The sequence below is a fragment of the Apilactobacillus apinorum genome (genome assembly GCF_001281175.1).
GTDB classification, from domain to species: domain Bacteria; phylum Bacillota; class Bacilli; order Lactobacillales; family Lactobacillaceae; genus Apilactobacillus; species Apilactobacillus apinorum.
Window position 1 is genome coordinate 107,915 of sequence record NZ_KQ440396.1, and the last position, 14,592, is coordinate 122,506.

13 protein-coding genes and 1 pseudogene are annotated in these 14,592 nt (G+C 32.7%); 1 reads left to right on the forward strand and 13 read right to left on the reverse strand.

The window, feature by feature from the left end; genetic code table 11:
• Window positions 1–16 precede the first annotated feature (16 nt).
• From RZ74_RS03225 to RZ74_RS03280, 12 genes and pseudogenes are all read right to left on the reverse strand, one after another.
• Complete coding sequence (locus RZ74_RS03225; RefSeq protein ID WP_053950020.1) at window positions 17–274, reverse strand: KH domain-containing protein; 258 nt, start codon at window positions 272–274, stop codon at window positions 17–19.
• A 14-nt stretch (window positions 275–288) separates the two neighbouring features.
• On the reverse strand, window positions 289–564 hold the full coding sequence (rpsP, locus tag RZ74_RS03230; protein ID WP_053950021.1) for a 30S ribosomal protein S16: 276 nt from the start codon (window positions 562–564) through the stop codon (window positions 289–291).
• A gap of 110 nt (window positions 565–674) precedes the next feature.
• On the reverse strand, window positions 675–2,153 hold the full coding sequence (gene ffh / locus RZ74_RS03235; protein ID WP_053950022.1) for a signal recognition particle protein: 1,479 nt from the start codon (window positions 2,151–2,153) through the stop codon (window positions 675–677).
• Window positions 2,154–2,167: 14 nt separating this feature from the next.
• Window positions 2,168–2,509 carry a putative DNA-binding protein gene (locus RZ74_RS03240; protein WP_053950023.1) on the reverse strand — a complete coding sequence of 114 codons (342 nt, stop codon included), beginning with the start codon at window positions 2,507–2,509 and terminating at the stop codon, window positions 2,168–2,170.
• A 21-nt stretch (window positions 2,510–2,530) separates the two neighbouring features.
• Window positions 2,531–3,445: pseudogene (gene ftsY / locus RZ74_RS03245) on the reverse strand (signal recognition particle-docking protein FtsY); the annotation flags it as partial.
• Between the two features lie 180 nt (window positions 3,446–3,625).
• Window positions 3,626–7,177 (reverse strand): chromosome segregation protein SMC, encoded by a 3,552-nt coding sequence (smc, locus tag RZ74_RS03250; protein ID WP_053950024.1) that lies wholly within the window; start codon window positions 7,175–7,177, stop codon window positions 3,626–3,628.
• Window positions 7,178–7,197: 20 nt separating this feature from the next.
• Window positions 7,198–7,890: a ribonuclease III gene (gene rnc / locus RZ74_RS03255; protein WP_053950025.1), complete on the reverse strand. Its 693-nt coding sequence runs from the start codon at window positions 7,888–7,890 to the stop codon at window positions 7,198–7,200.
• A gap of 62 nt (window positions 7,891–7,952) precedes the next feature.
• Window positions 7,953–8,201: an acyl carrier protein gene (gene acpP, locus RZ74_RS03260; protein WP_053950026.1), complete on the reverse strand. Its 249-nt coding sequence runs from the start codon at window positions 8,199–8,201 to the stop codon at window positions 7,953–7,955.
• Between the two features lie 49 nt (window positions 8,202–8,250).
• Window positions 8,251–9,291 carry a phosphate acyltransferase PlsX gene (plsX, locus tag RZ74_RS03265; RefSeq protein WP_053950027.1) on the reverse strand — a complete coding sequence of 347 codons (1,041 nt, stop codon included), beginning with the start codon at window positions 9,289–9,291 and terminating at the stop codon, window positions 8,251–8,253.
• 16 nt (window positions 9,292–9,307) lie between these two features.
• On the reverse strand, window positions 9,308–11,341 hold the full coding sequence (recG, locus tag RZ74_RS03270) for an ATP-dependent DNA helicase RecG (RefSeq protein ID WP_053950028.1): 2,034 nt from the start codon (window positions 11,339–11,341) through the stop codon (window positions 9,308–9,310).
• Window positions 11,342–11,398: 57 nt separating this feature from the next.
• Window positions 11,399–13,075 carry a DAK2 domain-containing protein gene (locus tag RZ74_RS03275; RefSeq protein ID WP_053950029.1) on the reverse strand — a complete coding sequence of 559 codons (1,677 nt, stop codon included), beginning with the start codon at window positions 13,073–13,075 and terminating at the stop codon, window positions 11,399–11,401.
• Between the two features lie 16 nt (window positions 13,076–13,091).
• Window positions 13,092–13,451 carry an Asp23/Gls24 family envelope stress response protein gene (locus RZ74_RS03280; protein WP_053950030.1) on the reverse strand — a complete coding sequence of 120 codons (360 nt, stop codon included), beginning with the start codon at window positions 13,449–13,451 and terminating at the stop codon, window positions 13,092–13,094.
• 227 nt (window positions 13,452–13,678) lie between these two features.
• Between RZ74_RS03280 and rpmB the strand changes: the two genes are divergently transcribed.
• Window positions 13,679–13,864 carry a 50S ribosomal protein L28 gene (rpmB, locus tag RZ74_RS03285; RefSeq protein WP_053950031.1) on the forward strand — a complete coding sequence of 62 codons (186 nt, stop codon included), beginning with the start codon at window positions 13,679–13,681 and terminating at the stop codon, window positions 13,862–13,864.
• 77 nt (window positions 13,865–13,941) lie between these two features.
• On the opposite strand, the gene RZ74_RS03290 is transcribed toward rpmB, so the two are convergent.
• A complete protein-coding gene (locus RZ74_RS03290) occupies window positions 13,942–14,592 on the reverse strand; it encodes a thiamine diphosphokinase (protein WP_053950032.1) in 651 nt (216 codons plus the stop codon).

Consider the following 14,592-nt stretch of genomic DNA (forward strand, 5'->3'; position numbering starts at 1 on the left):
AACACCAAGGTTTCATTTAAGAGTTTTTATTTTTACTATCATCAATAATTAATCTAACGCGTTTTTCACCTGAAACACGAGCACTATAAACAATCGTACGAATTGTTTGCGCTACATGGCCCTTTTTACCAATAATTCTACCAACGTCAGCAGAATTAGTAATTAGATGATATTCATAAAAACGATCAGATTCACTATGTTCAATAGCAACATCCTCTGGATTTTCCACCAGTGGTTTTACGATTTTTTTAATCAGCTCATCAAAATTAGTCATAACTAGCTATCACTTTATTTCTTTGAGTATTTTGCTTCATGGTACTTCTTCATGATACCAGCTTCAGATAGTAAGTTACGAACAGTATCTGAAGGTTGAGCACCCTTGTTTAACCATTCGAAGATATCATCTTCTTCAAGTTTAACAGTGCTTGGTTCAGTTAATGGGTTGTAAGTACCAACAGTTTGGATAAAACGACCATCACGAGGGCTACGTGAATCAGCAACTACGACACGGTAGAAAGGACGTTTCTTTGAACCCATTCTCTTCAAACGAATTTTAACAGACATTAATAAACACCTCCTGTATTTCTTTTAACGATATTAAATATAACAGTTATTTGGATGCTTGTAAAGGTTTTTTTCTTTACACCATCATTTTTTTGCTAAAAGTGAAGAAATTAACGCTTTTTGTTTCGCTTACGTCTATTCTTATTCATCTTTTTGCTAATCTTACGGCTCATTCGTTTCATTGCCATTTCAGACAATTTACCACCAATTCCGCCGCCCATACCAGGCATCCCAGGCATATTTGGCATTCCACCCATATTACCCATCATTTGTTCCATTCCTGACATGTTACCGTTAGACATCTTATTCATCATGTCTTTCATTTGGTTGAATTGTTTAATCATTCGGTTAACTTCTTGAATTGGACGGCCACAACCTCTTGAAATTCTTCTTCTTCTAGAAGGATTTAATAAGTCAGGGTTGTTACGTTCCTCGTAAGTCATTGAATAAATAATTGCTTTAATATGTTCTAGATCCTTAGGGTCCATATTAACATTCTTTAAAGCTGGATTATTAGCCATCCCTGGAATCATTTTCATAATTTCATCCAAAGGACCCATCTTTTGAATTTGTTCCAATTGGTCAAGGAAATCTTCAAATCCAAAAGTATTATTTTGCATTTTTTCAGCTAATTGCTTAGCTTGTTTTTCATCATAATCGTTTTGTGTTTTTTCGATTAATGAAAGAATATCTCCCATTCCAAGAATACGAGATGCCATTCTATCTGGATGGAATACATCTAGAGCTTCCATCTTTTCACCTTGACCAATAAATTTAATTGGCTTTTGAGTTACTTCTCTGATAGAAAGAGCTGCCCCACCTCGAGTATCACCATCTAACTTAGTTAGTACTACCCCGGTAATATCTAAAGCTTCATTAAATCCTTCTGCAGTGTTAACAGCGTTTTGACCAGTCATTGCATCGACAACTAATAAGATTTCATCTGGATTAGTTAGTGCTTTAATTTCTTTTAACTCATACATTAATTTTTCGTCAATTTGTAGACGACCAGCTGTATCAATTAAAACATAGTCATTATGTTCTTCTTGAGCTTTAGCCATCCCATTTTTTACGATTTCAACTGGATTAACATCTGTTCCTTGTTGGAAAACTGGAACATTAATTTGTTTTCCCACAGTTTCTAATTGATCAATGGCAGCAGGACGGTAAACATCGGCTGCAATTAGAAGTGGTCGTGCATTTTCTTCTTTTTGAAGTTTTAATGCTAATTTACCAACTGTAGTGGTTTTACCTGCCCCTTGAAGACCGGCCATCATAATCACAGTTGGAATTTTATCAGATTTATTAAGAGGAACAGCTTCTTCCCCCATTGTTTTTGTTAATTCTTCATTAACAATCTTAACAATTTGTTGTGCTGGGTTTAATCCTTCTAAAACTTCAGCTCCACGTGAACGTTCTTGTACACGTTTAACGAAATTTCTCACAACAGTGAAGTTAACATCGGCTTCTAAAAGCGCTAATCTAATTTCACGCATTGTTTCTCTTAGGTCAGCTTCTGAAACTTTACCCTTTCCACGTAAATTACGCATTGCTTTTTGAAGTCGTTCTGTTAATCCTTCAAATGCCATTTATTTCACCACTTTCATTTTTCTTCTGTATTTTCTAATTCATCAACAAGTTGATTTAATTTTGCGTCATCACTATATGCTTTTCTAACATAATTTCTGATTGAATCAGTCTGTTGATTTCTCTTTTGAAAATCAGCATATAGATGTAATTGATCTTCATATTTTTCCAGAATAACTTCTGTCCGTCTTATATTATCATAAACCGCTTGACGGCTAACATTAAACTCCTCAGAGATTTCTCCTAAAGAATAGTCATCAGCATAATAAAGTTGAATATAGCTATCCTGTTTACTAGTTAATAAAGGTCTATAGAATTCAAATAAAGAATTAATCCGATAATTTTTTTCGATTTCCATTAAATCAATCCTTTCGAAGGACTACTTAATTAATCCTTTAAATAATCCATAAATAAAATCATTAGCATCAAATTTTCTCAAATCAGTAACTTTTTCACCCAATCCAACATATTTAACTGGTAGGTGTAATTCGTTTCTAATTGCTAGAACAATACCACCTTTAGCAGTTCCATCTAACTTAGTTAAAACAATTCCAGAAACAGCGGTAGTTTCCTTGAATAACTTAGCTTGACTAAGTGCGTTTTGACCAGTAGTTGAATCTAAGACTAATAGTACTTCATGAGGTGCATCAGGAATTTCTCTAGTTAACACTTTTTTCATCTTAGCTAGTTCATTCATTAAGTTAACCTTATTTTGAAGTCTACCCGCTGTATCCACGAATAAAATATCATAATTTTCATCTTTAGCCTTATGAACAGCTTCATAAACAACGGCTGATGGGTCACTTTGTTCTTCTTTTTTCACAATGTCGACACCATCTCTTTTAGCCCATTCATCTAGTTGCTGAATAGCTCCGGCTCTAAATGTATCTGCAGCTGCAAGTAATACCTTTTTACCAGCATTTTTGTACATATTAGCCATCTTACCAATAGTAGTTGTCTTTCCAACTCCATTAACACCGACAAAAAGAATAACAGTAGGACCTTCACTTGCGAAATGAATGTCTGGATTTTCATCATCACCGTTTTCATCATAAATGTTAATCATCCTTTGAATAATAACATTTTGAACTTCATCCCTACTTTTAGCATTTTGTAACTTAACTTCATCTCTTAATTGATCAGTTAAATTAACCGCCATTTCAAAGCCAACATCTGATTCAATTAAAGTGTCTTCTAAATCTTCAAAAAATTCTTCATCAACACTTCTAAAATTAGCAAATAATTGGTTTAAACGGTCACCAAATGTAGTTCTAGATTTTTCCAACCCGTCAGTAAACTTTTCTTGTGAGACATCGTTGTCATCACTTGTTTCGATATCAACTAATTTGGATTCATCAGAACTGACTTCATCTTCTTTTACAACATCTTGATTTTCATTCGCGTCATTAGTTGTATCTTTAATATTTTGTTCATCATTACTTTTTTTCTTAAAAACATCAAATAATCCCATTGGTTATTCCTCCGATGCATTGTACTTGTTTAGATTTGCAGTAACCACTTTAGAAACTCCAGAGTTTTGCATCGTTACACCGTACAATGTATTTGCATAAACCATTGTTTCTTTTCTATGCGTAATAACAATAAACTGGGTTCCATCATCTAATTTTGTCATGTAATGAGCATATCTATCAACATTTTCAGCATCTAAAGCAGATTCTGCTTCATCCAAGATACTAAATGGAACTGGTTTAACCTTAAGCACAGCGAAAAGTAATGCAATTGCAGTTAATGCTTTTTCTCCACCAGACAATAATGACATATGTCTGTACTTTTTACCAGGTGGCTGTGCCATAATCTCAATTCCAGTTGTCAAAAGATCATTTGGATCAGTTAAAACTAATTTAGCTTTTCCACCACCAAAAATTTCATTATAGACTTTTGAGAACTGATAAGCGATTGCTTCAAATGTTTCTGAGAATTTCTTCTCAACAGTTACATCGATTTTATTCATAGTATCAGTTAATTGTTGACTTGAATTTTTAAGATCATCAGATTGTTGCACTAAAAATTCATAACGTTTAGATACTTCCTTGTATTCATCGATTGCTGAAACATTAACGATCCCTAAACTATCAATTTCTCGTTTTAATTGAGCAATTCTATTCTTGATATTTTCAACACTATCATCAATAACAATGTCATCAATATCCTTTATGTCTACTTCATACTTTCCAACTAATTGTTGTTTTAAATTAACAAGTTGACCTTTTAATTGATCAAATTTATTAACTTGCTTATTTAAGTAATTTTGTTGACTAATAGAATCTTTACTTAATTTATCAACCTTTTCTTCAATTTCTTTAATGCTTTCTTGATGTTCATCAATCTCAGACTTACACTTTTCCAAATCGTCTTGAGTTTTTTGAATGTTTTCATTAACTTTCTTAATTTCACCATCTTGGTTAGCTGATAGCATATTGTTACTAATTGCTTCATTCAATTCGTCAATGATATCTTTTTCATCATCAATTTCAGAACCAAGTCTATCGAAATCTTCAATTAAATTAGCTTTTTGATCCCTGAAATTAGAAAGCTTTTCTTTTTGAACAATTAATTTTTCTCTAGTGCTTTGAATTTCAGAAACGTTAGACTCTTTCATTTTTTCAAGCGTTTCAATCTTTTCAGAGACATCACGAGATTGAGATTGATTATTTAATAAATCTAAGTTCAATTGTTCTTTTAGTTTTTCATTTTGCTTTTTCTTTTCTTCGATATCATCTTCAAAGAGACCACCAATTGATAATTTAACCGCTTTTAGTTCACGTTGTTTTCTTTCAAGAGTGTCCTTAGCAAAACTAACCTTATTCTTGCTAATATCAACTAGTCCAGCAGCATCCCTTTGTTGTTGATAGTATTGTTCCATTTCATCGTTTATCGATTGAAGTTTGGCTTGCGCTTCGTTTAATTGTTTTTCAAGTCCTTCAGCGATTTCTTTACCCTTAGAGAATTCTTTTTCTAATTCAACTAAATTATTCTTTTGCGTTAAAACACCATCAAATTGTTTCTTATTAGTACCACCAGTAATAGATCCACCAGCATTAACAACCTCACCATTCAAAGTCACAATTCGGTTAGAATGTCTAATTTGATTGCTAAGTTGGGTGGCAGAACTTAAATCTTTAGTAACAATCAAATTTCCTAGAAGATGTGCAGTAACTGCATCTAATTTAGGATCGATTGAAACTAATTGGTTACCAATACCGACAAATCCATTATTTTGCTGACAGGCAGCCAGAACGTTATTGTTAACATTTCTTCTGCTAATCTCATTAATTGGTAAGAACGTAGCACGACCTAATCGATTATCATTTAAAAACTTAACCGCATTTCGAGCTGCTTGATTATTCGCAACAACAATTTGTTGTAGTTGATTACCAAGAGCTGTTTCAATAGCTTTAGTATATTCGGATGGAACCTTAATAAAGTCAGATACTGAACCTAAAACTCCAGATAATTGATTTTTATTATTTAAAACACTTTGAGCACCCTTAAAGAAATTACTGTGATCATTTTGTAGATTGTTTAAACTATTGTATTTAATCTTAATGCTTTGATTTCTTTCAAGTGCTTTGTACCAATCATCTTGAATTCTTGCTGCATCAGTTTTTAGTTGAACTTGTTCCTTATGATACTTATCAACGATTTTTTTGCTATCTTCATACTTAGCTAAATTAATTTGATATTCATGATCTAAAGATGACAAATTATCTTCTAATTGATTAATCTCATCATTGATTCCAGCAATCTTTTGTCTGTTTGTATCGCTTTGAGCATCAGCTTGTTTTTGTGTCTTTTCTAAATACGTCCTTTCGTTATTAACATTAGCAATCTTTTGCATAATTGCAACGTATTCACCACGAAGAGACTCATATTCTTCTCTTTTATCTGATATTGATTTATTAATATTTTCTTCATCAAGAGAACTTAATTTTTCATTGATGATAGCAATTTCGCTATTCACTTTTTCAATTTCAGCATTAATTTCTTTTTCTTTTTTTTCTAAATTGCTTAATTGTGCCTTTAACTTTTCTAAGGAATCTTTATGTTCAACTAGACTACTCTTCTTAAATTCAATTTCTTGCTTAGAAAGATTTTGTTGTCCTGAAAGTTGTTCGATTTTTTTAGTGTAAGTTAGCAATGAATCTTGTTGTTGCTCTTTTTTCGACAACAATTCTGATAATTGAGTATTAAGTGATTTTTTCTGATTGCTTAAAACATCTAAATCATTACTAATATTTTTAGCATTCTGTTCTTCTTCCTCAATAATCTTTTCAGTCGCATTGAATTCGACTCCCAAACTATTTAATTCGAGCGCAATTCTGGAAATATCATACTGCTTTAATTCCTTTTTTAAATCAAGGTATTTAACTGCCGTAGAACTTTGTTCTTTTAATTGATCATTACGATCTTTTAGTTCGAAAATAATATCTTCAACACGGTCTAAATTTTCATGTGTTTGTTGTAACTTAAGGTTGGCATCATGCTTTTGTTGCTTATATTTATAAACCCCTGCCGCAGTTTCGATAATTGATCTTCTATCTTCGGGTTTGCTGTTAAAGATATCTTCAACGCTTCCTTGAGAAATAATGGAGAAAGAACCAAGTCCCATCCCTGTATCCATAAAGAGATTATTAATATCCTTTAGTCTACATTCTGAGTTATTAATTAAGTATTGACTTTCACCGGAACGATATAGTCTTCTAGTAATAATTATTTCTGAATAAGGACTATTGATGTATTGATCTGAATTATCTAGAGTTAATTTAACTTCTGCACGATTTACTGGATTATGTGTACTTGAACCTGAAAAAATAACATCAGACATTTTAGTACCACGCAAAGTTTTAGATGACTGTTCACCTAAAACCCATCTAATTGCCTCAATTACGTTACTTTTACCACTACCATTAGGTCCTACGATTGCAGTTAAACCATCGGTGAAACTTATTGTTGTTTTATTTGCAAAGGACTTAAATCCAGCAATTTCCAATGATTTTAACTTCAATGTATTTTCTCCATCCTATTTTATTCTGTAAGTTTATTAATCGCTTTTTTAGCAGCGCCTTGTTCAGCATTCTTTTTTGAATGGCCTTCACCAACACCTTTTTCAACACCATCGATTGTAACTGAAACTTTAAAGCGACGATCATTTTCAGGTCCATTTTCATCGAGTAAGTTGTAAACTATTTCCACTGGTCCATTTGCTTGTGCCAATTCTTGTAATTCTGTTTTGTGATCAAAGAATTCATCAAACCATCCTTCGTCTAATTTAGGAAAAATTACTTGATGACAAAACTTAACTACTGGTTCCATGCCTTGGTCTAAGTAAACTGCACCAATGAAAGATTCAAAAATATCACAAAGCAAAGAATCACGGCTTCTTGCTTGTGCTTTTTCTTCACCCTTACCAAGTCTAATATATTTATCGAAGTGACATTCTCTAGCAAAACTACTGAAGCTTTGTTCATTAACCATAGCTGCTCTTAGTCTTGTAAGTCTACCCTGTGGTAAATTAGGAAATCTCTTGTAAATATATTCTGATACGACTAATTCGTAAACCGCATCACCTAAAAATTCAATTCGTTCATAAAATTTTAGATTCTTACCTGGATGTTCATTAACATATGAAGCTTGTGTAAAAGCTTCGTCCAATAATGATTCATCTTTAAATTTTATATTAAACTTTTTTTCTAATAAATCATCAAACTCTTTTTCCAAACTAACTCCTCCAGTTATTAATACAACAAAAGACGATTACTATTGAGTAATCGCCTTTTTAATTATTTGTTATCAGCGTTAGACATAACGTAGTCTACGGCTTCATCAATAGTTTTAATATTTTCAGCATCTTCATCTGAAATATCAGTACCAAATGCACTTTCTAGAGACAATACAAATTCAACGAAATCAATTGAATCAGCATCTAAATCATTTTGAAAGTTTAAGTCACTCTTGATGGTAGTTCTATCAATTCCAAATTGTTCAGCTACTAAATCAGCAATTTTATTAAATACTTCTTCTTTTGTCATAACTTATCTCCTTCAAATCGTAAATAATATAATTAATTATAACAGATATTTAGTTGTTTTTCGCGTTTTGTTTGATTTGTTGCATATCATCAGCATGCTTATCAAAATATTCAACAACGTTATCAATTGTTTTTGAATCAATCATTGTCTTGATTTGGAAAATAGTGTTTTTAATGGTTACTGCTTCACTACTACCATGAGCCTTAACAACAGGTGCTTTAGTACCCATTAAAACAGCTCCACCGTATTGTGAGTAATCCATTTCTTTACCAATCTTCTTAAATGTTGGCTTAAGCATTAGGGCACCAACTTTTGACTTAAGACCACCTGACATGATTTCGCCTTTAATCAAAGTAAGAAGTGATAATGCAGTACCTTCAATAGCCTTTAGAGCGGCATTTCCAGTAAATCCATCAGTAACAACAACATCGGCAGCACCATTTAATAGTTCTCTTGATTCAACGTTACCAATGAAGTTTAAGTTCTTATCGTTAGCTAATAATTCGTTTGCTGCCTTATGTAAAGCATCACCTTTATCAGCTTCAGTACCGTTATTTAATAATCCAATACGTGGGTTTTTAATATTTCTAACGTTTTCTGCATAATATTTACCCATAAAAGCATATTGATAAAGGTTAAATAGTTTAGATTCAGCGTTTGCACCTACATCTAGCATTACAAAGTTATCATGATATTCATCATTAACAATTGGTAAAGTAGTTGCTAAACCTGGACGATTGATTCCTTTAATTCTACCGATAATGAATAAACCAGCAGCTAAAATTGCACCAGTATTACCGGCTGAAAAGAATGCGTCGGCTTCTTTATCTTTAACAGCTTGAGCAGCCATATCTAAACTAGAGTTTTTCTTTTTCATTACTGCCTTAACAGGTTCTTCACCCATTTCAATAACTTCGTCAGATTGAATTAATTCAATTCTTTCGTCATTTTGAATTAAAGGCTTAACCTTATCAATTTGACCAAATAGCTTAAATTCAATATCAGGATATTGATCTCTAGCCATTTCTACCCCTTTAACAACTTCTAACGGTGCATTGTCTCCACCCATAGCATCAATCGCAATTTTCATCTTATAAAACTCCTTCTTAGTCAAACATTTTATTATTATTTTTTTGTTGAACGTAACTATATAATTTACTATATTCTGGGTCATTTTGCCAATTATTAGTATTTACTACTAAAATTGCCTCTTGCTGAGCGATGCTTAACATCTTTAAATCAGCAACAGGATCACCAACTTTAAACTCAGGCAATCCAGACTGCGCTTTTCCCATAATATCACCTGGGCCACGTAATTCCAAATCTTTTTGGGAAATAACAAAGCCATCATTACTTTGTACCATTACATTCATTCGCTTAACACCAGTTTCAGTTTTTGGATCAGAAACCAATAAGCAATATGATTGGCTGCTTCCTCTACCGACTCTTCCTCGAAGTTGATGAAGCTGTGCTAATCCAAAATGATCTGCGTTAAATACAATCATCATTGTTGCGTTGCTTACATCAACCCCAACTTCGATAACGGTTGTTGAGACTAGGATTTGAAACTCGTTATTTTCAAAACTTTCCATGGTAGAATTTTTTTCTTCATCTTTCATTCTACCATGAAGTAAACCGACTTTGAAATCAGGCTCAAATAACTTCTGAAAGTTTTCATATATATTAACAGCATTTTTCATATCAACTGCTTCTGACTCTTCCACTAAAGGAGTTACTACATAAATTTGTTCACCACTATTTAGTCTTTCCTTAATAAATGGAATCGAATTTTTAAACTGACCTTCTTTAATCCATGCGGTTTTAACCGGTTGGCGTCCATTAGGTAATTCATCAATTATTGAAACGTCCATTTCACCGTAAGATGTAATTGCCAACGTTCTAGGAATTGGTGTCGCAGTCATTGCTAAAACATTCGTTCCATCATTTTTTTCACGAAGAATTTTTCTTTGGTTAACACCAAAACGATGTTGTTCATCAATGATTGCAAGGCCTAAGTTATTATAAATCACGGTATCTTGGATTAACGCATGCGTACCAATAACCAGGTTAATTTCTCCAGAAGCAATTCTTGGTAATAACTCTTTCTTAGCCGCTGCCTTTGTATCACCAGTTAACAAAGCAACATTCACCTTAGTGTTTTCAAACAACTTAGCTAATTTGTTGGCATGCTGTTCAGCCAAAATTTCAGTTGGTGCCATCAATGCTGCTTGATAGCCACCATCAATTGTCGCAAGAATAGATAATGCCGCAATAATTGTTTTACCTGAACCAACATCCCCCTGCAATAGTCTATTCATTTGTCGATTAGACTTTAAATCAGCATAAATTTCCTTAACAACTCTTAATTGTGCACCAGTAAGTTTAAAAGGTAATTCTTCAATAAACTTTTCCATGTCACTATCAGAATAATTAATTTCAATTCCCTTATCTTTTTGTTCTGCCATCTTAAGAGATTGTAATTGCATTTGAAAAAGAAAAAATTCATTGAATTTAGCTGTTCTTCTTGCAAGCATTGCATCTTGATTATTAGTGGGGAAATGCATGTCATGAATTACTTTAACCTGCTTTTCTAATTTGTATTTATCAATAATTTTATCTGGAATAATGTCATCAATCGCATCTTTATATTCATCAAAGGCCAACTTAACTAAATCACTAATTGTTTTTTGGCGAATATGCTTGTTAGCAGGATAAATTGCATTCATTTCATTATTATCAACTGAAGATAATATTTTGATTCCAGCAAGCGAAGCCTTGGCTTTATCAAAACGGCCATGAATTAATACTTCTTTACCAACTGGTAATTGTTTCTTTAACCAAGGTTGATTGAAAAAAGTAACCTTTATAACATCATTATCAACCAATAGTCTTATATTTAAGATATTTCTTTTACGACCAAAATGAGCAATCACTGGATCAGCAGCAATCTTTCCTTTTAGAGTTACTTTTTCTTGATCGACAATTTGAGTCAAATCCTTAACTTGAAAATCATCATATCTAAATGGGTAATAGGTTAATAAATCATAAATACTTCTGATTCCTAATTCTTCAAGTGCTTCGACTTTTTTTGGTCCTACACCCTTTAGGACTGAAACCGAGTCATATAAATCTTTCAACATATCACCTCATCTCAAAATATTATTAAAATAAAAAAATCGGAACTATGTCCGATAAATTTATTCGACGGAAATTAGGTATGGGTAAACCGGTTGACCACCTTCATGAACTTCAACTTCTAATTCATCGTCAATAGCTTCAACTTTCTCAGATAAATCATTAGCTTCATCTTCAGTGATACCGTCACCATAGATAATTGTTACTACTTCACTGTCTTCATCGATCATTTCTTTAATCATTTCAATAGCAGTTTCAGTTAAATCTGTTTTAACAATTTGAATCTTTCCATCGATAATTCCCATAAAGTCATCTTTATTAATTTTAACACCATCAATTTCTGTATCTCTAACAGCGTGTGTTACATCCCCACTAATTACAGTATTTAACATATCTTCCATTTCAGATACATTATCTTGTAAACTAGCATCAGGATTGAAGGATAACATTGAAGTTAATCCTTGTTGAATTGTTTTAGCATGAACAATTTCGACTGGAATTTCAGCAACATCAGCAGCTTGTTGAGCTGCCATAAAGATATTACCATTGTTAGGAATAATTAATGCATTTTTGGCGTTACTATTATTGATTGCATCCAAGATATCTTGGGTACTAGGATTCATAGTTTGACCACCCTTAATAACATCGGTAACCCCTAAACTAGTAAATAACTCACCTATTCCATCACCAGAAGCTACTGCAATTATTGCAATATCTTTAGGTTCTTGCTTAGTATCCTCTGCCTTATTATCATCATTTTCAATGATTGTTTCTTGTTGAAGACGCATATTATCGATTTTAACATTAGCTAAATCACCGAATTTTTGTCCCCATGAGATAACTTCTCCTGGCTGTTCAGTATGAACATGAACCTTAACAATTTCATCATCATTAACAACTAATAGTGAGTCACCTATACCAGCTAGATGTTCATAAAACTTGTCATAATCAAAATCGTATTCAACTTCTTTACCACGACCAATTCTGACCATGATTTGGGTACAGTAACCGTATACTATGTCATCTGGATTCAATTTACCTTGAGCACTTTCGTGACTTTGTTCATGACTTGCATCAATCATTTGATCCATTTCACCAGTATTTGGTTGATGACTGGTTTCAATTTCTCGACCATTTAAAACATCAGCAAAAGCTTTAATTACAAATACCAAGCCTTGACCACCAGAATCGACAACTCCCACTTGTTTTAAAACAGGTAGCAAGTCGGGTGTGGATTGAAGTGCTTTTTCAGCTGCATCATATAAAGAATCAAATAATTTAGCTAAATCGTTTACATCAGATTTTTGTCCAGCTTCAGAGATGCCTCTAATTACAGTTAAAATAGTACCTTCTGTAGGCTTCATCACTGAACCATAAGCTGTTTTTTCACTATTTTGGAAAGCTTCTACGATGTCCTTTCCATTCAGAACATCCTTGTTTTCAACTGATTTAGAGAATCCTCTAAAAATTTGTGACAAAATAACACCTGAGTTACCACGTGCTCCCATTAACAATCCCTTAGCTAATGATTGTGCTAATTTCCCTACAGATTCGCTAGTATCTTTACTTACATAATCAGCTCCACTTTGGAAAGACATGCTCATATTAGTTCCTGTATCACCATCGGGAACAGGAAATACGTTTAAAGAATTAATAAACTCTGCATTACTATTAAGGGTTGTAGCAGCGGCTTGAACCATTTGATCAAATTTAGAACTATTTATATTTGAAATAGACACTAAAATGAACCTCCTTTTAATCTAAAACTCTTACTCCTTGAACGACTACATTCACGGAACTTGCGGTAATACCCAGCATTGTTTCTAAATTATACTTAACCTTTGATTGAACATTTTTACATACTTCAGAAATTTTAGTACCGTAGCTAACGATAATGTTAACTTCAATTGCAACATCATTATCATGTTGAGTAACAACTACACCACGTGAATAATTATCTTTTTTTAGTATTTCATTGAAATTATCTCTAATTTGATTCTTACTTGCCATCCCTACTACACCGTAATTATCTGTAGCAGCACCACCGACAACGGTTGAAATGACATTATTATCAATATCAATTAATCCATATTCTGTTTTCATTTTTACGGCCATAACGATAGCCTCCTTAAAAGATAGATTTCTTAATATATTCGTAATATAATATTACCACATGTTAAATAAAAGCTAAAGTATTGTTATAATTAATGTTTGAGACTGTCAAGTATATTCACTTGAAAGAAAACCATTGCAAATTGGGCTTTAATATGCTAAATTATTAAGGTGAGATGTAATAAAAGCAACGCTTTTGATTAGAAATCATTAAAAAGGAGGAATTTCCAATGGCTAAAGATTTTATCAATGGTAAAAGAACTCATTTTGGTAACAAGCGTTCACACGCTTTGAATTCTTCACGTCGTAGCTGGAAGCCAAATCTACAAAAGGTTCGTATCCTTGTAGATGGAAAGCCTAAAAAAGTTTGGGTTAGTGCCCGTACTCTAAAATCAGGTAAAGTTACTCGTGCCTAATTATATTTAAGCTCAACTTACTTACAGTTGAGCTTTTTTTATACAAAAAAGAGATGACCATTTAAGGTCACCTCTTTTTATTTTTGATCTTTGCTTTGAATTACACATAATATTCCCTCATCAAACCAAAAGTTACATTCATTGGTAACAAATTGATTACTAGAATATGCAAAAGCTCTTGGGACAAAATGATTGTCCAATGTGTATTCAGCATCGTAGATTGATAAATTCATCTGGTTCAAAGGAATAAAAGCAAGATAATGTTTATTATCCTCTTTCACTACCTTTCCGTCACCAGGTGTGTAATAAGTAATTGTATTTTGCTTATCAATAATTCTTATTTTATGAACTATACTTTTGTACTTAGGTTCTGTAGCCATCAAGAAATTAGAAATAAAGTGATCAATTCTACCACCCGTTGCACCATAAATATTAATTATATCTGCATTTAACTCTTGATCAGCAATCGTAAGAGCTAATTGCGTATCAGTATAATCTTTATGTGGATCAAAAGTTCTTATATCGCTAACGTGACTTGAAACAATCTTTTGTTCATCAGAACTCATTGAATCGAAGTCTCCAATAGCTATAATTGGAGTTTTACCCTTCTCAATTAGCCATAGGTTACCGCGATCAACTCCAATCCATTCCCCATCGATTTCCATACTATTCATTTCATCTGGCCATAAGTCAGTTGGTCCGCAGAGTAATAAATTGATTGTTTTCAT